This is a genomic window from Schaalia naturae, assembly GCF_042665795.1.
Taxonomy (GTDB): domain Bacteria; phylum Actinomycetota; class Actinomycetes; order Actinomycetales; family Actinomycetaceae; genus Pauljensenia; species Pauljensenia naturae.
Genome location: NZ_JBHTEF010000001.1, coordinates 299098 through 320113, shown reverse-complemented (window position 1 = coordinate 320113; position 21016 = coordinate 299098). Strand labels below are relative to the sequence as shown.

Below are 21016 nucleotides of genomic sequence, written 5' to 3'. Positions count from 1 at the left end.
CGGCGCCCAGACCCACCGTCCCCTGCAGCCCGGCGTCCCCGCTCACCAGCGGCGCACCGACTCCTCATCCAGCTTCGGTACCGCCCGAGGCTGTTCCACGAGCCAATGCTGGTCGGTGAGCATACGGGACAAGGCCAGTCCCACGCCGATCGCCACGATCGTGAACAGGACCGTGAACAAGGATGCGACGGCCGAGTTCACGAGTCCCTGGTTGAGATAGGCCAACGACCGGTACAGGGGCACCCCCGGGATCATGATGACGACCGCAGGCACGGACAGAGTCACCCGGGAGTAGCGGGTCCTCCGTGCCACCACCGTCGCCAGCAGCCCGGCTGCCAGAGCCGCGAGCCCCACCGCTCCCGGCGACGCCATCCCGAGCTCCTCGACCAGCACCAAGCGCAGCGGATTGATGATCATCGCGATCAGAGCGGCCGCCGCGCACACCTTCGGCGGCGAGTTGAACAGCATCGCGAATCCGAAGGAGGCGACGAAACTGGCCAGGATCCTCAGCGAGTACAGCGCCACCACGTGCAAGTGGTAGTCGTACGAGGGTGTCACGGACCAGTCGAACACCAGGGAGACCATCCACACCGCGGCGCCCGCGGAGATCATGAGCATGGCGACGTAGGTGAGCCGGGAGATACCCGCCTGGAAGTCCTGGCGAATCAGGTCGATGATGCCGGTGACCAACGGGAAACCGGGGATGAGGAACAGGATCGCAGAGATGAAGCCCGCCTGGTGGGTCGGCGGGATGCCCCACAGGCCGCCCGCCGCCTTCACCAGGAACACGTACATCGCGGCCGCGACGGCCCCGCAGGCCATCCACACGCCGAAGTGGTTCATCTTGTGCCGCATCATCCACCGGCGCAGGAGCTGTCCCACGAAGGCCGCCACCGCCACCGCTGAGCACTCGACGACCCCTCCGTGGTTGAGGAAGGAGAACGCCGCGCACGCCAGGCCCGACGCAAGAGCGTTGCGCAGCCAGCCGTAGAGCACGGGCACGCGGTCGATGCCGTCCAGCGCCGCGTCCACGTCCTCGACCGCCAGCGACTTCCCCTCCAGGGAGTCGACGTAGTTGGACAGCCGGTCGATCTTGTCGGCGTTGACGCCCATCTGGCGTTGCTCGGCCAGCTCCGTGCGGAACGTGCCGTTCGCGTACGCCGTCGCCACGATCTCCGTGTACGTAACCTGCGCGTGGTGCTGTTCGATGCCGACAGCCCGTGCGAGCTGCGCCATCGAGTCCTTGACCCGGTAGCTCGAGGCGCCGCAGGCCAGCAGCATCTGGCCGAGTCTCAGCACGATCCGGGATTGGTGGGCCAACCGGTCGTGGGCGACCATCCGGTGCACGGTGAGCGCGTTGCTTCCGTGGCGCGCCTCCGCACGGACGAGGACCTCGTCCTGTTCCTCGGCGTCGGCCAACGCGTCGGCGACCGCCTGGTCGGCGTCGCGCTCGGCGTCCTCGTCCAGGCCGTCGGCCGCGGCGAGCGGATCGTCCGGCTCGGGAGGCAGGCCGCCATCGTGGGCCAGAGTGGGAGCATCCTCCCAACCGTCGGCTTGAGAGTGGTCCCAACCGCCATCGGGGCGGTCATCCTGGCTTCTGCCTGGTGCCGTGTCACTTGGGGTCACGTGCACAGGATGGCACGCACGCCCGGCCGACGGCTGGGACCACCGGGCGTTTCCGGTGTTGATCCCGCCACGTCGATGGGGCGCCGAGGGATCTCTTCGTCCCATCTTCCCGACCCGGATCCCGAGGCCGCCGCGCGGGCATTCGGACAGACCGGCCGACGCGTCGGTCTCACCGATCCGTCTGGGGCCCAGGTGGCCTCCCCCATCCTCAGTACACGGGGCCGGATTCCAGGGTCTGGACCAATCCGCCGTGGGAGGCCAGGTAATCGCCGACGTCGTCCTCCTGAGTTTGGTCACTTCGTCGCGCTTCGGGATCGCGTAGGTCGCTGACCTGTGCCGATGGGTTCGCTGGATGCCGATTTGAGGCACTAATTGGTGCTCTACGGTGGGGGTGTGGCGTGGATTCGGCGGGTGCGGACGGCTTCGGGGGCGACGGCCGTGCAGATTGCCGAGTCCGTCAATGGTCGTCGGCGGATCGTGGCGCATGTCGGGTCGGCGCATACCGAGGCCGAGCTCGGGTTGCTCGTCTGGCGGGCGCGGCAGCTGCTGGAGGACCCCGGTCAGGGCGAGTTCGACCTGGGCCTGGAGCCTGTGGAGCCCAGGACGAGGCTGCTCGGCGCGCCGCGGGTGGCGGCGCTGTTCGATGAGCCGGGCTCTCCGGCACGTGAACGTGGGCCGGCCGCCCCGCCGCGGGTGGTGGGGACCTCCTCGCGGGTCCTGTATGACGCGCTGAGCGCGGTGTTCACGGACCTGGGGTTCGACGCCCTGGGTGATGCGGTGTTCCGGGATCTGGTGATCGCGCGGATCGTGGAGGCGACCTCGATCCTGGACACCGGCCGTGTGCTGAGCGATCTGGGCGCCCGGCCGGCGAGTGAGAAGACGATGCGCCGTACCCTGGCCCGGGCGGCAGCCGGTGAAGGTCCCGGCGCCTACCGGGACAAGGTCGCCGAGCTGTCCTTCGCCCACGCCGCGACCAGTGGTGAGGTCTCGCTGTGCCTCTACGACGTGACGACCTTGTACTTTGAGGCCGAGAAGGAGGACGACCTGCGCAAGGTCGGCTACTCCAAGGAACGCCGCGTGGACCCCCAGATCGTCGTCGGTCTGCTCGTCGACCGCCACGGGTTCCCCCTCGAGATCGGCTGCTACGAGGGCAACCAGGCCGAGACGGCCACGATCATCCCGATGATCAGACAGTTCCAGAGCCGCCACGACATTGAGGACATGGTCGTCGTGGCTGACGCCGGCATGCTCTCGGCGTCCAACCTGGCCGCGTTGGATGAGGCCAACCTGCACTTCATCGTCGGCTCCAGAGTGACCAAGGCGCCGCTGGACCTGGCCTCGCACTTTCGCTGGCACGGGGACGCATTCACCGACGGGCAGGTCATCGACACCATCACACCCCGCACCGGCCGGCGCAGCGAGAACGACGAAGCACTCCGTGCCGAGCCAGTCTGGGACCCCGGGCAGCATCCCGGGTCGTGGCGCGCGGTCTGGGCCTACTCCACCAAACGCGCGGCGCGCGACGGCAAGACGCTGACGTTGCAGGAAAACCGCGCCCGAGCGGTCATCGCCGGTCAGAAAGCCGCACGGACCCCGAGATTCGTCAAGACCACCGGTGAGGCGCGCAGCCTGGACGAGGCCGCCCTGGCCCGCGCCAGGCGCCTGGTCGGGCTCAAGGGCTACGTCACCAACATCCCCGCCCAACTGATGGCGGCCAGTGAGGTCATCGGGTCCTACCACGAGCTGTGGCACGTCGAGCAATCCTTCCGGATGTCCAAGACCGACCTAGCCGCCAGGCCCATGTTCGTGCGCACCCGCGACGCGATCGAGGCCCACCTAACCATCGTGTTCACAGCCCTGGCCGTCTCGCGCGAGGTCCAGCGACGCTGCGGCCTCGCAATCCGCAACGTCATCCGCCAGCTGCGGCCCCTGCGCTCAGCGACTATCACCGCCAACGGCGCCACCCAGATCATCCCACCCCACATCGACCCCGACCGACAAGCGATCATCGATGCCCTCACAACGGGGAAACCTCAGGCACTAAGCGAATGACCGAACTCAGGTCCTGGCTTCTGCCTGGTGCCGTGTCACTTGGGGTCACGTGCACAGGATGGCACGCACGCCCGGCCGACGGCTGGGACCACCGGGCGTTTTCGGTGTTGATCCCGCCACGTCGATGGGGCGCCGAGGGATCTCTTCGTCCCATCTTCCCGACCCGGATCCCGAGGCCGCCGCGCGGGCATTCGGACAGACCGGCCGACGCGTCGGTCTCACCGATCCGTCTGGGGCCCAGGTGGCCTCCCCCATCCTCAGTACACGGGGCCGGATTCCAGGGTCTGGACCAATCCGCCGTGGGAGGCCAGGTAATCGCCGACGTCGTCCTGACGCCAGGCCCCCATGAGCTCCGCGAGGCGCGCATCGTCCAGCAGGACGATCGACTGCCCGTCGTCGCTGGTACTTGTCCCCGTGTAGGGCGCCGTCATGAAGCGCACGCCCTGCGAGTCCAGATCACGCAGGCTCAGGCCCAGCGAGACCAGAGAGTCGAAGTCGAGGTCCTCGTCCACGGCCGAGTGCTCGAGCAGGATCGACACCAGCGAGCTCAGCTGGGTCGGCGACGTCAGCACGTCCTTGTCGAACATCCGGCTCATGATCGCCTGGATCCAGGCCTGCTGCCGCCGGACCCGGTCGAAGTCCCCGGAGGGCAGCGAGTAACGCTCCCGGACGAACTTCAGCGCCTGGTCGCCGTCCATCTGCTGCGGGCCGTCCGCCGTGTTGATCGTGACGCCTCCCAGCTCGTCGGTGATCTCCTGGAAGCTGGTGAAGTCCACCACCGCGAAATGGTCGATCGTGACGCCCGTCAGCTGCTGCACCGTCTGGATCGTCAGCGGCGCTCCTCCGTAGCTGAAAGCCGCGTTGATCTTCGCCGTGCCATGGTCGGGGATCGGCACCCATGAGTCGCGTGGGATCGACATGACGTTGACCCCCGTGCGGTCCCCTGTGATCTGGATGAGCATCATGACGTCCGAGCGCTGTGCCCCGTACTCCCAGTCGGTGGGGTCGCCGCCGCTCAGCCGCGAGTCGGAGCCCAGGACCAGGAAGTTCATCTGTTCAGTGTCCCCACCGGACTGCTCCGACTGGGGCCCCGTCGACGTAGACGGCACCGCGCTGGGAACGTGGCGGATCTGGGAGTTGATCGAGTGACGGATCCCCAGCCCGATCGCTGCCACGGCCACCACGAGCACCAGAAGCAAGGCGCCGACTGCGATGAGTGCCTTCTTCGTGCCGCTCATCCTGCGTGTTCGAGTCCGCCGTTCCATCCGGCTCTCCGGTACTGACATGGCCCCAGTATTCCCCATGAACTGCGGCCGTCGGATGCCTGGTCTCCCGGCGTTGTTTGTTTTTGGTGTGGTTTTGGGGGGTCCTGCCAGTTGGCGGGGCCCCCCAAAACTGTTGCCGGCCCCCAAGGGGGGGCAGGCCAGTGATGCGCGGGGGCGTCCTACTCTCCCACACCCCACCGGGTGCAGTACCATCGGCGCTGCGGGGCTTAGCTTCCGGGTTCGGAAAGGAGACCGGGCGTCTCCCCCGCGCCATGACCCCCGCACGACTATCTCGACCCCCACACCCCCAACCCTCCAAGAGGAAGGTCGGGCGAGCGTGGGCGGGTTGGTCGTGAACCGCACAGTGATTGTGAGCACCAAAACCGCCGCCACCCCCACGAAAGGGGGCGGGCGTGAATGTTGAGTATCAGCCCATTAGTACCAGTCAGCTCACAACCCCTTACAGGGCTTCCACTCCTGGCCTATCAACCCGGTCATCCACCGGGGGCCTCACACCCCCCACAAGGAGGGGCCCGGAAACCTCATCTCGGAGCAGGCTTCCCGCTTAGATGCCTTCAGCGGTTATCCCTCCCGAACATAGCCACCCAGCCATGCACCTGGCGGTACAACTGGCACACCAGAGGTTCGTCCATCCCGGTCCTCTCGTACTAGGGACGGCCCTCCACAAGTTTCCTACGCGCGCAGCGGATAGGGACCGAACTGTCTCACGACGTTCTAAACCCAGCTCGCGTACCGCTTTAATGGGCGAACAGCCCAACCCTTGGGACCGACTCCAGCCCCAGGATGCGACGAGCCGACATCGAGGTGCCAAACCATGCCGTCGATATGGACTCTTGGGCAAGATCAGCCTGTTATCCCCGGGGTACCTTTTATCCGTTGAGCGACCACGCACCCACATGCCATGGCCGGATCACTAGTTCCTGCTTTCGCACCTGCTCGACCCGTCGGTCTCACAGTCAAGCCCCCTTGTGCACTTGCACTCGCCACCTGATGACCAACCAGGCTGAGGGAACCATTGAGCGCCTCCGTTACTCTTTAGGAGGCAACCGCCCCAGTTAAACTACCCACCAGGCACTGTCCCAACCCGGATCACGGGCCGAGGTTAGATGACCGCTTGAACCAGAATGGTATTTCAACGACGACTCCACCACGACTAGCGCCGCGGCCTCACAGTCTCCCACCTATCCTACACAAGCACAAGCGAACACCAATACCAAGCTGCAGTAAAGGTCCCGGGGTCTTTCCGTCCTGCTGCGCGAAACGAGCATCTTTACTCGTACTGCAATTTCACCGAGCTCACGGTCGAGACAGCGGAGAAGTCGTTACGCCATTCGTGCAGGTCGGAACTTACCCGACAAGGAATTTCGCTACCTTAGGATGGTTATAGTTACCACCGCCGTTTACTGGGGCTTCAATTCAAGCCTGCACCCCACACGTGGGGATGAGCCCTCCTCTTAACCTTCCAGCACCGGGCAGGCGTCAGTGCGTATACATCGTCTTACGACTTCGCACGCACCTGTGTTTTTAGTAAACAGTCGCTTCTCCCTATTCTCTGCGACCCCCCACCGCAGCCACACCGCACGGGCGCGCCACCGCAAGAGGTCCCCCTTATCCCGAAGTTACGGGGGAATTTTGCCGAGTTCCTTAACCATGATTCACTCGAACGCCTCGGTATCCTCTACCAGACCACCTGAGTCGGTTTAGGGTACGGGCGCCCACCACCCTCGCGTCGAGGCTTTTCTCGACAGTACAGGCACACCACCAGCCACCCAAACGGGCAGCCCCATCAGTCCTCACCCACAACACCCACCGGATTTACCTGGCGGACGGGCCACAACCTTAGACGCACACAACCACCGGTGCGCGGCAGCCACCTCCCTGCGTCACCCCTGTCAACACGCTCACCACCACCCAGGACACACCCAGCGACCCCAACACCCCCACCCCCCGAAGGAGACAAGAGCACCAGGACAGCCCAGCTACCCCAAAGCAGCAGCCCTTGCCGGTTGGTAGGCGGTACCAGAATATCAACTGGTCATCCATCGACTACGCCTGTCGGCCTCGCCTTAGGACCCGACTAACCCAGGGCGGATCAACCTGCCCCTGGAACCCTTGGTCTATCGGCGCTGGGGATTCCCACCCCAGATCTCGCTACTCATGCCTGCATTCTCACTCCCACCCGCTCCACCCCGGGTCACCCCCAGGCTTCACCGCAAGCAGGACGCTCCCCTACCCACCCCAACACACCACCCAAAAAGGACAGCACATCAAGGCATCACGGCTTCGGCGGTGCACTTCAGCCCCGCTACATTGTCGGCGCACGGCCACTTGACCAGTGAGCTATTACGCACTCTTTCAAGGATGGCTGCTTCTAAGCCAACCTCCTGGTTGTCAACGCGACCCCACATCCTTTCCCACTCAGCACACGCTTAGGGGCCTTAGCCGATGATCTGGGCTGTTTCCCTCTCGACCACGAAGCTTATCCCCCGCAGTCTCACTGCCACGCTAACCTGACGGCATTCGGAGTTTGGCTGGCGCCAGTAACCCAACGGGCCCATCAACCATCCAGTCGCTCTACCTCCACCAGGCACCACGCAACGCTGCACCTAAATGCATTTCGGGGAGAACCAGCTATCACGGAGTTTGATTGGCCTTTCACCCCTACCCACAGCTCATCCCCCGAGTTTTCAACCCCGGTGGGTCCGGTCCTCCACGGCGTCTTACCACCGCTTCAACCTGGCCATGGGTAGATCACCCCGCTTCGGGTCCAGGACACGCGACACACGCCCTCTTCAGACTCGCTTTCGCTACGCCTCCCCCACACGGGTTAAGCACGCCACATGCCACTGACTCGCAGGCTCATTCTTCAAAAGGCACGCCGTCACCCCACAAGGCTCCGACGGCTTACAGGCACCCGGTTTCAGGCACTATTTCACTCCCCTCCCGGGGTACTTTTCACCATTCCCTCACGGTACTATGCACTATCGGTCACTGGGTAGTATTCAGGCTTACCAGGTGGTCCTGGCAGATTCACACGAGATTCCACGAGCCCCGCACTACTCGGGCACCCACCCCACACACCCACACGCACGTCCACCTACCCGGCTCTCACGGTCTACGGCCCGCCATCCCAGACGATTCAACTCCACACGCGCAAGCATGCCCACCCCCGGCAGAGGACAGACAAATGAGCCCCACAACCCCCCACACGCAACGCCCGCCGACTTATCCACGCACAAGGTTTAGCCATCATCCGCTATCGCTCGCCACTACACACGGAATATCTTCTCCTACGGGTACTAAGATGTTTCACTTCCCCGCGTTCCCCCCACCACCCTATCAATTCAAGTGATGGTGACCAGGCACAACCCCAGCCAGGTTCCCCCATTCGGACACCCCCGGATCAACGCTCGCTCGCCAACTCCCCGAGGCCTATCGCAGGCCGCCACGTCCTTCATCAGCTCCCAATGCCAAGGCATCCACCGAATGCCCAACAAAACTCAACAAAACACACAATCACAGCAAATAAGATGCTCACAACCACTATGCAGTACACAAACAACCCACCACACCCACAACCCCACACCACGCAGGACCACAAGCAGGCCACCACCCCCAACAGGCGTTGGAAGTGAACCCGACAGCGTGCAAGCCCCCGACACCCAGCCCCACCACAACCAAGACCCCGGACCACCCGGAACCCCAAACAAACCGTGGCAGCACTCCCTAGAAAGGAGGTGATCCAGCCGCACCTTCCGGTACGGCTACCTTGTTACGACTTCGTCCCAATCGCCAATCCCGCCTTCGACCACTCCCCCCACACAGTGGTTGGGCCATGGGCTTCGGGCGTTACCAACTTTCATGACGTGACGGGCGGTGTGTACAAGGCCCGAGAACGTATTCACCGCAGCGTTGCTGATCTGCGATTACTAGCGACTCCACCTTCATGGGGTCGAGTTGCAGACCCCAATCCGAACTGAGACCAGCTTTAAGGGATTCGCCCCGCCTCACGGCATCGCAACCCTCTGTACCAGCCATTGTAGCATGCGTGAAGCCCAAGACATAAGGGGCATGATGATTTGACGTCATCCCCACCTTCCTCCGAGTTCACCCCGGCAGTCCCCCACGAGTCCCCACCACAACGTGCTGGCAACATAGGGCAAGGGTTGCGCTCGTTGCGGGACTTAACCCAACATCTCACGACACGAGCTGACGACAACCATGCACCACCTGCACACCCCCAACCAAATGCGCGACCCTCTCAGGCCACCCAGGGTGCATGTCAAGCCTTGGTAAGGTTCTTCGCGTTGCATCGAATTAATCCGCATGCTCCGCCGCTTGTGCGGGCCCCCGTCAATTCCTTTGAGTTTTAGCCTTGCGGCCGTACTCCCCAGGCGGGGCACTTAAAGCGTTAGCTACGGCGCGGAAACCAAGGGCGGCCCCCACACCTAGTGCCCAACGTTTACAGCATGGACTACCAGGGTATCTAATCCTGTTCGCTCCCCACGCTTTCGCTCCTCAGCGTCAGTAACGGCCCAGAGACCCGCCTTCGCCACCGGTGTTCCTCCTGATATCTGCGCATTCCACCGCTACACCAGGAATTCCAGTCTCCCCTACCGCACTCAAGCCTGCCCGTACCCACCGCACTCCCCCAGTTAAGCCAAGGAATTTCACGGCAGACGCGACAAACCGCCTACAAGCCCTTTACGCCCAATAATTCCGGACAACGCTCGCTCCCTACGTATTACCGCGGCTGCTGGCACGTAGTTAGCCGGAGCTTCTTTACCCACTACCCTCACCACGAGCAAACCCGCGGCTTGACCATGAGCGAAAGAGGTTCACAACCCGAAGGCCTCCATCCCTCACGCGGCGTCGCTGCATCAGGCTTTCGCCCATTGTGCAAAATTCCCCACTGCTGCCTCCCGTAGGAGTCTGGGCCGTATCTCAGTCCCAATGTGACCGGTCACCCTCTCAGGCCGGCTACCCGTCAAAGCCTTGGTAAGCCATCACCCCACCAACAAGCTGATAAGCCGCGAGCCCATCCCCCACCAAACCACCAAACGATGGCCCTATCACCCCACACCCATGCAGGCACGAGGCCACACCCGGTATTAGCAGCCATTTCCAGCCGTTATCCCAAAGAAGAGGGCAGGTTACTCACGTGTTACTCACCCGTTCGCCACTCACCACCCAGAAGAAAAACCCCCAAGCAGCCCGTACGACTTGCATGTGTTAAGCACGCCGCCAGCGTTCGTCCTGAGCCAGGATCAAACTCTCCGAACAAAACCAAACATCCAGAGAAACCCCCAACCAACCCACCACCACAACAACAGCAGCAAGCCAGCCAAAGACAACCCCAACCAAAAAACAAAAAACAGGCATCAAAAACAAACACGCTATCGAGTTCACAAACAACACCCACACACCAACAACCACAAAAAGCAGTCATCAGGGAGGAGGACGTCGCCTCATCGGCGGCCCGTCAAGTTTACCGTCCGGCTCTCCGATGTCAAATCGGGGATCCATTCGATTCGCTTTCCCGGCCACGTCTCCGGATCATTCCTTGTGGACTGTCCGGCGGCGACGAATGAAAAGATTACGCATCCCGGAAGTGCGGGTCAACCTGGCGACGGGTGCGGCTGCTCACAACTCCGGCGGAAGGTCTGCGCAGGCCACGCTCCATGCCCGGACCAGCGCGCCGGCCTCCACCCGTGCCTCTCCGATCCGAACGGCAGGGACGCCCTCGTCGATGGGCGTGCCCTCCCGGCGCCACTCGGACAGCGCCCGGAGCGCCAGAGCGGATGGGAAACGTCCGCGCGCATTGACGACGCGCCACCACGGCACGGGCGCCCCCTCTGTCGCCAGGATCCGCCCGACCTGCCGTGCCCCGATCCCGACCACGGCGCCGATCTGGCCATACGTCGCCACCTGCCCGGGCGGCACGCACTCGACGGCGCGCAGGACGCGCTCCACGACCAGGTCATCCACAAGGCCCAGTGTGGCATGCCCCCTGCTGCCTATGATGGCGGTCACCATTGCCCGCGTCCCTGCCGTCCCTCCGTCCTCCAGCCCCGCCTCGTCCCAGGAGCATCCATGACATCGCCGTCGCACTCACCCGACCCCGGGGTCCCCGCCCCCGCGAGCGTGCCCGTCCCCCGGCCACGCACCCGGCTGAGCGCGCGCGTCTGGGCGACACTGCTGGTGGTCGGGCTCACCGGCCAGGTGGCCTGGGCCGTGGAGAACATGTACCTCAATGTCTACCTCTATCAGACGGTCACCTCCGATCCCACCGCCACGGCGACGATGGTCGCCGCCTCGGCCGTCACGGCGACCGTCGCAGCGGCCCTGCTGGGCACGGCCAGCGACCGGTGGGGGCGCCGGCGCGAGCTCATCGCGATCGGATACCTCCTGTGGGGGCTGTCCACGGCAGCTTTCGGCGTCGTCGGGGTCGACGCGCTCGCCCGACTGGTCGGGCCGGTCAGCGCGGTGGGAGCCACCGTCGCCGCCATCGTCGTCTTGGACTGCGTGATGTCCTTCCTGGGAGCGGGCGCCAACGATGCGGCCTTCTCCGCGTGGGTCACCGACGTCACCGATCCGACGAACCGGGGCCGTGTCGACGCGACGCTCGCCGTGCTGCCGCTGGTCGCCATGCTCGTCGTCTTCGGCGCCCTGGACGGGTTGACACGCTCCGGACGCTGGTCGCTGTTCTTCGGCATCGTCGGCGCCACCACCTCCATCGTCGGGACCGCCTCGTGGTTCCTCGTGCGGGAAGCGCCGTCCCATGCGCCTCGAGGCGCAGACACCGAGAAGAGGCGCCGGGAGGGCCCGGACGGGACGGCCGGCTACCTCCGCAGCCTGGTCGCGCTGCTGCGCCCCGCCGAGGTGCGCGCGAACCCGGGACTGTACTGGGCGTTGCTCGTGTGGTGCGTGCTCGGCACGGCCGCCCAGGTCTTCCTGCCATACCTCATCATCTACATCCAGTACTACCTGCGCATCGACGGCTACGCGGTGGTGCTGGGGATCGTGCTCACCGTCGCCTCGGCGCTGAGCGTGGCGGGCGGGAGGGTCATCGACCGCGTCGGTAAGCTGCGGGCGCAGGTTCCGGCCGTCGTCCTCTTCGCCGCCGGACTGGGCTTGACCTTCCTCGCCCGCTCGACGGTGACGGTGGTCCTGGCAGGGATCCTCATGATCGCCGCGATGATGCTGTCGACGGCCACGACCTCGGCGATCGTGCGCGACCACACGCCCGCAGACCGCGCAGGGACCCTTCAGGGCCTGCGCATGGTCGCCGCGACCCTGGTGCCGATGGTCGTCGGCCCCTACATCGGAGCGGCGGTGATCGTCGGCTCGCAGGCCACCTATGTCGAACTCGGACGGGTCCGCCAGGTGCCCACGCCCTCGATCTTCCTGGTCGCCGCCCTCATCGCGGCGCTCGCGCTGATCCCCATCGCGCTGCTCAGACGCAGCGACGCGAGGATGATGGAGACGAGGGAGGCCGATATCCCATGACCACGACAACCTCTGCGGCCCGCCGCGACGCGGCCGGCACCGCGGCAAGGGGCGCTCCGCAGCTCACCGTGTGGGGCGAGTCCCTGGACCCGGACCACGTCCTGGAGGATTATCCGCGACCCCAGATGGTCCGCGAGCGCTGGGCGTGCCTGAACGGCTGGTGGGACTGGGCCATCACGCAGGCGCCCGGCACCGAGGCAGCCGGCGTCTCCTGGGCCGGCTCTCCGCCTCGGGGGGACCAATGGCAGGGACGCATCCTTGTGCCTTTCTCCCCCGAGACCCCATTGTCGCGGGTGGGGCGCACCCTGCTTCCCGACCAGGTCCTCTGGTACCGCCGCACCGTCCAGGTCCCCGACGGCTTCCGGCGCAGCGGGGAGCGCTTGGTCCTCCGTTTCGGCGCCGTCGACCAGGAGTGCGTCGTCCACGTCGACGGAGAGCCGGTCGCCTCCCACGTCGGCGGATTCACGCCGTTCTCGGTGGACCTGGGAGAGCCCCCTGCGGAGGCCGGCTCGTTCGAGTTGGTCGTGGCCGTCCGCGACCAGACGGATCGGTCCTTCCACGCCCGGGGCAAGCAACGGCTGTCCCCCGGCGGTATCTGGTACCGGCCCCAGTCCGGCATCTGGCAGACCGTGTGGATGGAGCCGGTCCCCACCGGCGGCGTGAAGGCCCTCGCCCTGACGCCGCGCTTGGCCTTCGACCGGGAGGGCCGGCTGACGCGGGCGCGCCTGGACGTCACCGTGGAGGCTCCCGGGGCGGCGCCCGACGCCACTGCGCTCGTGGTGGTGAGCGGCCGCGGCAGGGAGATCGCCCGCACCCGCGTCCCCGTCGGCGCCGTCCGCTCTCTGGAGCTTCCCGTGACCGGCCTGCGCCTGTGGTCGCCCGAGGACCCCTTCCTCCACGACATCGAGGTCCGTCTCGGCCGCGACCACGTGGCCTCCTACACGGGGCTGCGGGCGGTGGGCATCGGCCGTGACAGCGCCGGCATCCCCCGCATCCTCCTCAACGGGCGGCCCTACTTCCCCGCGGGCGTGCTCGACCAGGGGTACTGGTCCGACGGCTGGTTGACCGCGCCCTCCGAGCAGGCGCTGGTTTACGATGTCGAGCTCGCGAAGTCGCTGGGCTTCACGATGATCCGCAAGCACATCAAGATCGAGCCGCTGCGCTGGTACCACGCCTGCGACCGGCTGGGGATGCTGGTGTGGCAGGACATGGTCAACGGCGGCGGCCCGTACCGCCCCGAGGTCATCACCGCGCCGGCCTTCCTGGACCTGCGCGTGGACGACCACCGTTACGAGCTCTTCGGACGCGAGGACGCGGCCGGACGCGGGGAGTTCCTCGACGAGATGGCCCAGACCGTGCGGCACCTGCGCAACGCGCCGTCGGTGGTGGCCTGGGTGGTCTTCAACGAGGGCTGGGGCCAGTTCGATGCGGCGCGCGTGGCCGAGCAGCTCCGGGACCTCGACGACACGCGCGTCATCGACCACGCCTCCGGCTGGTACGACCAGAGGGGCGGGGACGTGCGCAGCCTGCACGTCTACTTCCGCCCCTTCCGGATGCGCCGGGCCTGGCGCGCCGGGCCGCGCGCCGTCGTCCTGTCCGAGTACGGCGGGTACAGCCTGCGCGTCGACGGCCACGCTCTGGCCGGCGTCCGCCCTTTCGGGTACCGCCGCTACCGCTCCCGCGAGACGCTGACCGCGGCGCTGGCGCGGCTCCACCGCCGCCAGATCCTCCCCGCCCTGCACCGCGGCCTCTCCGCGACCGTGTACACCCAGCTCAGCGACGTCGAGGGGGAGGACAACGGCCTGACGACCTCCGACCGGCGCGTCGTCAAGGTCGACGTCGCGGCGATGCGGGCGGTGCTCTCCCGCCTGCGGCTCCCCGGACAGGTGAGCCCGTGACCCACTGCCCGCCTCCGCGCACCTGTGCCGCTCCTTCGTCCCCTCCCTTCCCTCCGCTTCTCCTCCCCTCGAATCGACGAGGTCGCCGCTGCCATGAATGAGACCGAGATCTCCGTCCCCGTCCGCCTGACGCTCCCTGACGGATCGCTCAACCCCGAGGCCGTCGGATGGACCCGCCAACCCATGCACGACACCTCCGGCATCGGAGGACCACTGCGAGGCCGGCGCGCCCGGCCTGACGACGCCGCTGCCGGGCCCCACCACGACGGCCGTGGGCTGCGCGGCGTGTGGGGGCGCGACAAGCGCTGGGAGTACTGGGCCGTCATGACGCCCCGATGGATCCTCGCGCTCACGGTGTCCGACATCGACTATCTGCGGTTGAGCTCGGTGTGGCTGCTCGACCGGTCCACCGGCGAGGAGATCGAACGGGGAGCCCTCCTCCCCGCCGTCACCGGCGGGCGGAGCACGCCGGGCGCCCTCGGAGCCACGGCGGGAACCCTCCTGCCGCCGTCGGCCGAGCAGGGACCGGCCAGGGCGCGCAGCCGAGGGCTCCGGCTCGCTCTGGACCAGCTGGACGGCGCAGGCGGCGGGGCCGGGGACCGCGGAACACGGCTGCGCGGATGGACGCCGCGCGTCTCCTTCGACCTCGTCGCCGACCTGCCTGCGGGGCACGAGCGGATGGGGGTCGTCATCCCCTGGAGGGACTCCGCCGACGCGCGGGGCCGCGTCCGGCGCTTCCAGTACACGCTCAAGGACGTCGCCCGGCCGACGCGCGGGTGGATCGCGGTCGACGGCGTACGCCACCGGGTGGGAGGCGAGGCGGGACGGGCCTGGGCGGTGCTGGACCACGGGCGCGGGCGCTGGCCGTACCGGGTGCAGTGGAACTGGGCCGCCGGATCGGGAGCGCGGGACGGGCGCATCGTCGGGCTGCAGCTCGGCGCGAAGTGGACCGACGGCTCCGGCGCCACGGAGAACGCCCTGGTGGTGGACGGCCACGTCTCGAAGATCTCCGAGGAGCTGCGCTGGGACTACGGCGATGGCGCCGGAGCCCACCCGGATTCCTCCCGCGAGGGCTGGATGCGGCCGTGGCGGATCACCGGCGAGTCGGCGGATCTCACGCTCACCCCGTTCCACCACCGTCATTCCGCCGTCAACGCACTGGCGCTCTCCCAGCGTGCCGACCAGGTCTTCGGGACGTGGGCCGGGTGGGTGCGCGACGACCTGGGGGAACGGGTGCGCGTCGACGGCATCGAGGGGTGGGCCGAGGACGTCCTCAACCGCTGGTAGCGGGGGCGGCGGCGCCCTCGTCGTCGTCCGGCGCCTCAGCCAAGGAGGGTGACGGCGTAGGCGGCGAACAGGACGAGGTGGGCCGCCCCGTGGATCGCCGTGACGCGGCGGGCGGCGAAGGTGGCGACGGAGAGCAGCATCGTGGTCCCCAGCATGGCCAGGTTCGCAGGCGACTCCCCCAGGACCACCGTCTGCCCGGTCGCCGCCCCGATGAGGAGCACCGCGGGAACAGTGAGCCCGACGGTGGACACGAGCGCCCCGTGGCACAGGTTGCTCACACGCTGGATCTCCCCGGCGAGAGCCGCGCGCACGGCGGTGAGGGACTCGGGGAGGAACACGATCATCGCGATCAGCAGGCCGGCCAGGGCCGGGGGCGCTCCCACCCGCGAGAGCCCGTCGTCGAGGAGAACGGCCATGTCGTGGGCAAGCAGGACGATGGGGATGGCCATCGCGATGAGCGCCAGGATCCTGGCGGCGATCTCGCGCCGGTTCCCGGCGAGGACCCGGCCGATCGGCAGCGGCTGGGCGCCCTCGTCGCCACGCGCGCGCGACGGGTCGGGGCTCCGTTCGCCGACCTCCTGGAAGTCCGCGGCCTGGGCCCCCGTCTGGCGCCGGAGGAAGAACGCGTAGGCCCCGAGCGTCAGGACGACGACGGGCACCTCCTGTGCCACCGCGTAGGACCCCTCCGTCCCGACGAACGCGGGAAGGACGAGGGCGAGCGGGACGAGCACGGCCAGCATCGACAGGTAGGCCGAGGTGCCGGCGCAGTTGTGCGCCAGGCCTCCATGGCGCAGACCTCCGAGCAGCAGAGACAGGCCGATGACGAGGTTCATGATGATCATCGCGACCGCCATGACTGAGTCCCGGGCGATCGTGGCGTGCTCGCCCGGCCCCAGCATGACGGCGGAGATCAGGACGACCTCGATGAGCACGATCGACAGCGTGAGGACGAGGGACCCATACGGGTCGCCCAGACGGTGGGCGAGCGCCTCGGCCTGCCCGACAACGCCGAACGCGCAGACGGTGATCACGACGACGATCGCGACGAGGACGCCCGCCAGGAGCGCCGTCGGAACAGACGGCTCCAGGAGCGGGCCGGCGACCAGGAGTCCGACGCACGCGCCCCATCCGACCGCGATGCGCGCGACGTCTCGAGCCCGGATCCGGAGGACCTGTGCGGAGCGTGCCATGTGCCGTCATCTCCTTCGTCCCGGGCCGTCCCGGGGTGGAAGAAGATCAGCCGGGTCGTCCCGGCCGGCAGACGGCATCCGCCCGCCGCGCCAGAGTAGCAAAAGACCTCGGGACAGCGACGGCGGAGCTCTCCGCGTCAGGGACCAGGCGCGATGTGGGCCACGGTCGCGCGCACCGCTTCGACAGAGGAACGGAAGCACTCCCGTTCCCAGTCGTCGAGATGGACCGGGATGCGCCGGATCACACCGGCGGCCCCCACGACGCAGGGGACCGACACGGCCACCCCAGCCTCGTCTCCGACCCCGTCCCATCCCTCTCCCGGCGGGATGAAGGAGGAGACCGGGACCACGCTCATCTCGTCGCGCACCACCGCCCGCGCGATCCTGGCGATGCACTGACCGATGCCGGCGCTGGTCGCGCCCTTGAGGCGCCGGATGTCCCAGCCGATCGCATTGGCCTTCTCCCGGAGCGACTCGGGATCGGCCAAGGCGCCGGGCGCTCCAGGCAGGGCGCGCGCGACGTCGGCGAGCCGCGCGCCTCCCACGCTGGCGCCGGAGAGCAGGGGGAACCCCGCGGGCCCGTGCTCGCCGAGCATCACCGCCTCCACCGAGGACACGGAGACCCCGAAGCGGTCCGCGATGACGCGGCGCAGACGCACCGAGTCCAGCGACGTGCCCGTACCCAGGACCCGGCCCGGGGCGAAGGGAAACTCGGTGGCGGCGACCTGGACCATCGCGTCCACCGGGTTCGTCGAGATCAGCACCGGAGCGTCCGCCGACCGCGACGCGATCTCACACAGGAGGGGACGCAGTATCGAGGCATTGGCGGCGGCGACCTCGCGGCGGCCGTCGGGGGCCTGGCTGCGGGGAAGAGAGCCGACCGTCACTACCACGAGCGAAGCGCCGGCCAGGTCCTCGAGGCCCCCCGCCCTGACACGCACCGGGGAGGAGACGGACCACGCCGCGGCGTCGGCCTGGTCGGCGGCCTGCCCGCACGCGGCGCCGTGATGGCGGTTGAGGACCACGACCTCCTCCACGCAGCCGGTGGCGACGATCGCGCCCACGGCGGCCCCGCCCACACGCCCCGAACCGATGACGACGACTCGCCGTTGGACTGGCACCGCCTGGACCTCCGCCCGAACCTGGAACACATGCGTGCCCGAGCCTAGACGAGGCCGCCACGGAGGACGCCGTCCGGCCGGCCGTCGAACCGGGAGCGCGACTTGATGTCCGGAGGACGCGCGCCGCGCCTGTCCGCTGCCCGGCCGGCAGACGGCGCGGGCCGTCCGTACTGCCGTCGCAGTAGCGCAAATGCGTTCGCACGGACGACGCCACAGGCGTATCGGATCGGGAGCATTGAGGTGCTCCCCGGGATGGGGAGTCCCCGGCACGACAGCGCCGGGGCACGTTCGAGAAAGCGAGACACCATGGCTGAGGAACTGGGCCAGGCTGCCGCACCGGCGACATACGAATACGCCGCCATTCGTGCGGATCGGGACCTGGAGTCGCTGTACCGGGACACCTACGTGAACTTCGGATGGACCGTGGAGGGCTACGGCCAGGCCCTGCCGAGCACGGGCATGGTCAACCTCAAACTCAAGCGGCCGCGACACCTGAAGAACCGTCCGGAGGTCGTCCAGCTCCAGCGAAAGGCCGAACAGGCCCTTGCCGAGATCGCCGCCCTGGAGAAGTCCAAGACCACGTCGGCGTTCACGACGTCGGTGGGGATCGGCATCGTCGGCTGCGCCTTCCTGGCGGGGTCGGTGTTCGCGATCGAGGCGGGACGCTGGGGTCTGTCGATCCCCCTGGGAGGGATCGGCCTGATCGGCTGGCTGGCTGGGTACCTGGTCTTCGGGCGCATCAGGGCCAGCCGGACGGCCACCGTCACGCCGCAGATCGACCACCAGTACGACATCGTCTACGAGGCCTCCGAAGAAGCCGCGCACCTGCTGGCCTGAGCGCCTCCGCACACGCCGTCATCGCACGAGAAGGGAGGGGAACCATGAGCGGACTGGCCTGGGGCGTCGTGATCGTCATCGCCGTCGCCGCCATCGCGATCATCGCCACTGCCGTGGCACGCAAGTCGCGCCGCAAGTGAACTGCGCCTTCCCCACCGGGAGGGGTCGGCACGACCGCAATCGACGGACGGTCCCGCTCCCATCATGGAGCGGGACCGTCTCCATCGTGGACCACCGTCCCCCGACTCCGGACGACTCCCGGCGCAGAGAGCATTCGCGCTGTCCGAGCCGGGCGCACGATCGTCCGGTGGCAGGATGCCGGTCTACTGCGAATGCAGTACGCGGCGAGGCTGACGCGGTGCGAGAATCCCCACGTGACCTCTGCTTCCCCGGCCCCGATGCCCCGCACGCCGGCGGTCCCGCGCCGACCTCGGCCGCTGGACGCTCTGGTCCTTGGCGTCATCGGGATCATCGCGGTGGTCGGCGCCCTCACGATCGGGACCGCTGGGGTGCCGGGCCAGCTGGAGACATGGCGGCCGGGCGGATACCTCGCTCTGGCGGTCTCGACGGCGGGAATCGCCGTGGCCTGGCGATGGCCCTGGCCCGGCCTCTCCCTGGTCGCGGCGGCACCGGTGGCGTCGACGTTGCTCGGATGGGATCCGATCGTCACATGGAACCTGGCCGTCTTCGCGGCGCTGTGGTTGACGCTGCGGGCGCTGCCCGGACTGTGGGTGGGGCTGGTCGTGGGAGCGGCGAACTTCGCCGCCGTGGCGATGGCGCAGGGCGGCTTCAGCCTCCAGGAGCCGATTCCGTCGGTGGCGGGCATCTCCGCATTGGCGGCGGCCGCCACGGGGAGCGCGATTCGGAGCCACCGCCGCTATCGGGCGGAACTGGAGGCCCGCACCCGGGAGGCCTTGGCCACACGGGAGGCGGAGGCCCAGCGGCGTGTGGCCGAGGAGAGGGTGCGTATCGCCCGCGACCTGCACGACATCGTCGGCCACCAGGTGGCGCTCGTGTCCATGCGGCTCGGCGCCGCGCAGGTGCATCTGCCGGCGGACGCTCACGAGGCCAGAGCCGACCTGGATGCGGTGCGCGGAGGCATCCAGGAGATCCTCGCCGGCACCCAGCAGACACTGAGGATGCTCCGAGCGGCCTCAGAGGGGGAGGACGCGACGACGCCCGCAGCGGGATTCGAGCGCATCGACGACCTCGTCCGGGCGTCCCGCGCCGCCGGTCTCGACGTGGAGGCGACCGTGGCGCGACCGCCCAGACCGTTGGGCGCACCGGTGTCCGCGGCGGCTTTCCGGATCATGCAGGAGGCCCTGACGAACGCACAGAAGCACGGCACCGGCGCGGTGTCATTGAAGGTCGGCGTCGACGACGAGGCGATCACGGTCGAGGCGGTCAACGTGCGCGCTGATCGGGACGGGGGCGATGCCCCGACCCGCGCCGAGAGGAACGGGTACGGGCTGGTCGGAATGCGCGAGCGGGCTGCCTCGGTGGGCGGGTGGATCGACACGAAGACCGATGACGGCCTGTTCTGGCTCTGGGCATATCTGCCCGTCGAGGGAGGGGACCAACAATGATCCGAGTCGCGATGGTCGACGACCAGGAGATGATCCGGCTCGGGCTGCGCACGATGATCGCCGCCCAGCCCGACCTCGACCTGGTCGGGGAGGCGGCCGACGGACTGGCGGCGATCACCCTGCTCGACACCACGGAAGCTGACGTGGTTCTCATGGACCTGCGCATGCCCGGCATCGACGGGGTCGAGGCCATCCGGCGGCTGCGGCGCGCCCATTCGGCCGACACGCTGAAGATCATCGTGCTGACCACCTTCGATCAGGACCGCAATGTGCTCGCCGCGGGCATCCGCGAGGTTGCCGACGGTGGCGGCGCCCTGTCCGCGACCGCGGGCGCCGCCCTCATCGACCACGTCGCCGACGAGCGGGCGACCCTCGTGGACCCGGACATGGTCGCCCGCTTTGCCTCGCTCACCCCACGCGAACATGAGATCGTCGCAGCGATCGTATCCGGACTGGACAACACCCGGATCGCCGCCGAGCTGTTCCTATCCCCGTTCACGGTCAAGACGCATGCGAACCGCGCCATGATGAAAGTCGGCGCCAGGGACCGCGCTCAGCTCGTCTCCTACGCCGTTCAGGCCGGTATCCGGCCCTGAGGGAGCGCGCCGGCGGCCTGCCTGCGCT

12 protein-coding genes and 3 rRNA genes are annotated in these 21016 nt (G+C 67.7%); 7 read left to right on the top strand and 8 right to left on the bottom strand.

The window, feature by feature from the left end; all coding sequences use genetic code 11:
- Nucleotides 1–42 precede the first annotated feature (42 nt).
- Nucleotides 43–1338 (bottom strand): threonine/serine exporter family protein, encoded by a 1296-nt coding sequence (locus ACFQWG_RS01385; RefSeq protein ID WP_380976159.1) that lies wholly within the window; start codon nucleotides 1336–1338, stop codon nucleotides 43–45.
- Nucleotides 1339–2019: 681 nt separating this feature from the next.
- Between ACFQWG_RS01385 and ACFQWG_RS01380 the strand changes: the two genes are divergently transcribed.
- Entirely contained in the window at nucleotides 2020–3678 is a 1659-nt protein-coding gene (locus ACFQWG_RS01380; RefSeq protein WP_380971438.1) for an IS1634 family transposase, read from the top strand.
- A gap of 257 nt (nucleotides 3679–3935) precedes the next feature.
- On the opposite strand, the gene ACFQWG_RS01375 is transcribed toward ACFQWG_RS01380, so the two are convergent.
- The 5 genes from ACFQWG_RS01375 to ACFQWG_RS01355 all read right to left on the bottom strand — a co-directional run bounded on the left by ACFQWG_RS01375 (nucleotide 3936) and on the right by ACFQWG_RS01355 (nucleotide 10952).
- A complete protein-coding gene (locus ACFQWG_RS01375) occupies nucleotides 3936–4916 on the bottom strand; it encodes an LCP family protein (RefSeq protein ID WP_380971436.1) in 981 nt (326 codons plus the stop codon).
- 193 nt (nucleotides 4917–5109) lie between these two features.
- Nucleotides 5110–5227, bottom strand: a 5S ribosomal RNA gene (rrf, locus tag ACFQWG_RS01370).
- A 132-nt stretch (nucleotides 5228–5359) separates the two neighbouring features.
- Nucleotides 5360–8470: ribosomal RNA gene (locus ACFQWG_RS01365) — 23S ribosomal RNA — on the bottom strand.
- A gap of 224 nt (nucleotides 8471–8694) precedes the next feature.
- Nucleotides 8695–10247, bottom strand: a 16S ribosomal RNA gene (locus tag ACFQWG_RS01360).
- The 16S, 23S and 5S rRNA genes sit together here, the layout of an rRNA operon.
- Nucleotides 10248–10607: 360 nt before the next feature.
- Nucleotides 10608–10952: an MGMT family protein gene (locus tag ACFQWG_RS01355; protein ID WP_380971434.1), complete on the bottom strand. Its 345-nt coding sequence runs from the start codon at nucleotides 10950–10952 to the stop codon at nucleotides 10608–10610.
- A gap of 105 nt (nucleotides 10953–11057) precedes the next feature.
- Here ACFQWG_RS01355 and ACFQWG_RS01350 point away from each other — a divergent pair, with 105 nt between their 5' ends.
- The 3 genes from ACFQWG_RS01350 (at nucleotide 11058) to ACFQWG_RS01340 (ending at nucleotide 15658) form a co-directional block, all read left to right on the top strand.
- Complete coding sequence (locus ACFQWG_RS01350; protein WP_380971432.1) at nucleotides 11058–12473, top strand: MFS transporter; 1416 nt, start codon at nucleotides 11058–11060, stop codon at nucleotides 12471–12473.
- On the top strand, nucleotides 12470–14371 hold the full coding sequence (locus tag ACFQWG_RS01345) for a glycoside hydrolase family 2 protein (RefSeq protein WP_380971430.1): 1902 nt from the start codon (nucleotides 12470–12472) through the stop codon (nucleotides 14369–14371). Before ACFQWG_RS01350 ends, ACFQWG_RS01345 begins: the two co-directional genes overlap by 4 nt.
- Nucleotides 14372–14464: 93 nt before the next feature.
- Nucleotides 14465–15658: a DUF2804 domain-containing protein gene (locus ACFQWG_RS01340; RefSeq protein WP_380971428.1), complete on the top strand. Its 1194-nt coding sequence runs from the start codon at nucleotides 14465–14467 to the stop codon at nucleotides 15656–15658.
- A gap of 35 nt (nucleotides 15659–15693) precedes the next feature.
- Here the strand turns inward: ACFQWG_RS01340 and ACFQWG_RS01335 are convergent, their stop codons facing one another.
- Both ACFQWG_RS01335 and ACFQWG_RS01330 read right to left on the bottom strand, forming a co-directional pair.
- Nucleotides 15694–16848 (bottom strand): calcium:proton antiporter, encoded by a 1155-nt coding sequence (locus ACFQWG_RS01335; RefSeq protein ID WP_380971426.1) that lies wholly within the window; start codon nucleotides 16846–16848, stop codon nucleotides 15694–15696.
- Between the two features lie 137 nt (nucleotides 16849–16985).
- Nucleotides 16986–17969, bottom strand: a complete 984-nt coding sequence (locus ACFQWG_RS01330; protein WP_380971425.1) for a malate dehydrogenase — start codon at nucleotides 17967–17969, stop codon at nucleotides 16986–16988.
- 306 nt (nucleotides 17970–18275) lie between these two features.
- Here ACFQWG_RS01330 and ACFQWG_RS01325 point away from each other — a divergent pair, with 306 nt between their 5' ends.
- The 3 genes from ACFQWG_RS01325 (at nucleotide 18276) to ACFQWG_RS01315 (ending at nucleotide 20988) form a co-directional block, all read left to right on the top strand.
- Entirely contained in the window at nucleotides 18276–18806 is a 531-nt protein-coding gene (locus tag ACFQWG_RS01325; protein ID WP_380971424.1) for a hypothetical protein, read from the top strand.
- Between the two features lie 374 nt (nucleotides 18807–19180).
- The gene (locus tag ACFQWG_RS01320; protein WP_380971422.1) at nucleotides 19181–20392 is read left to right on the top strand and encodes a sensor histidine kinase; all 1212 of its coding nucleotides are present in this window, start codon (nucleotides 19181–19183) and stop codon (nucleotides 20390–20392) included.
- Nucleotides 20389–20988 (top strand): response regulator transcription factor, encoded by a 600-nt coding sequence (locus ACFQWG_RS01315; RefSeq protein ID WP_380971419.1) that lies wholly within the window; start codon nucleotides 20389–20391, stop codon nucleotides 20986–20988. The genes ACFQWG_RS01320 and ACFQWG_RS01315 overlap by 4 nt, the downstream gene beginning before the upstream one ends.
- The last annotated feature ends 28 nt before the right edge of the window (nucleotides 20989–21016 follow it).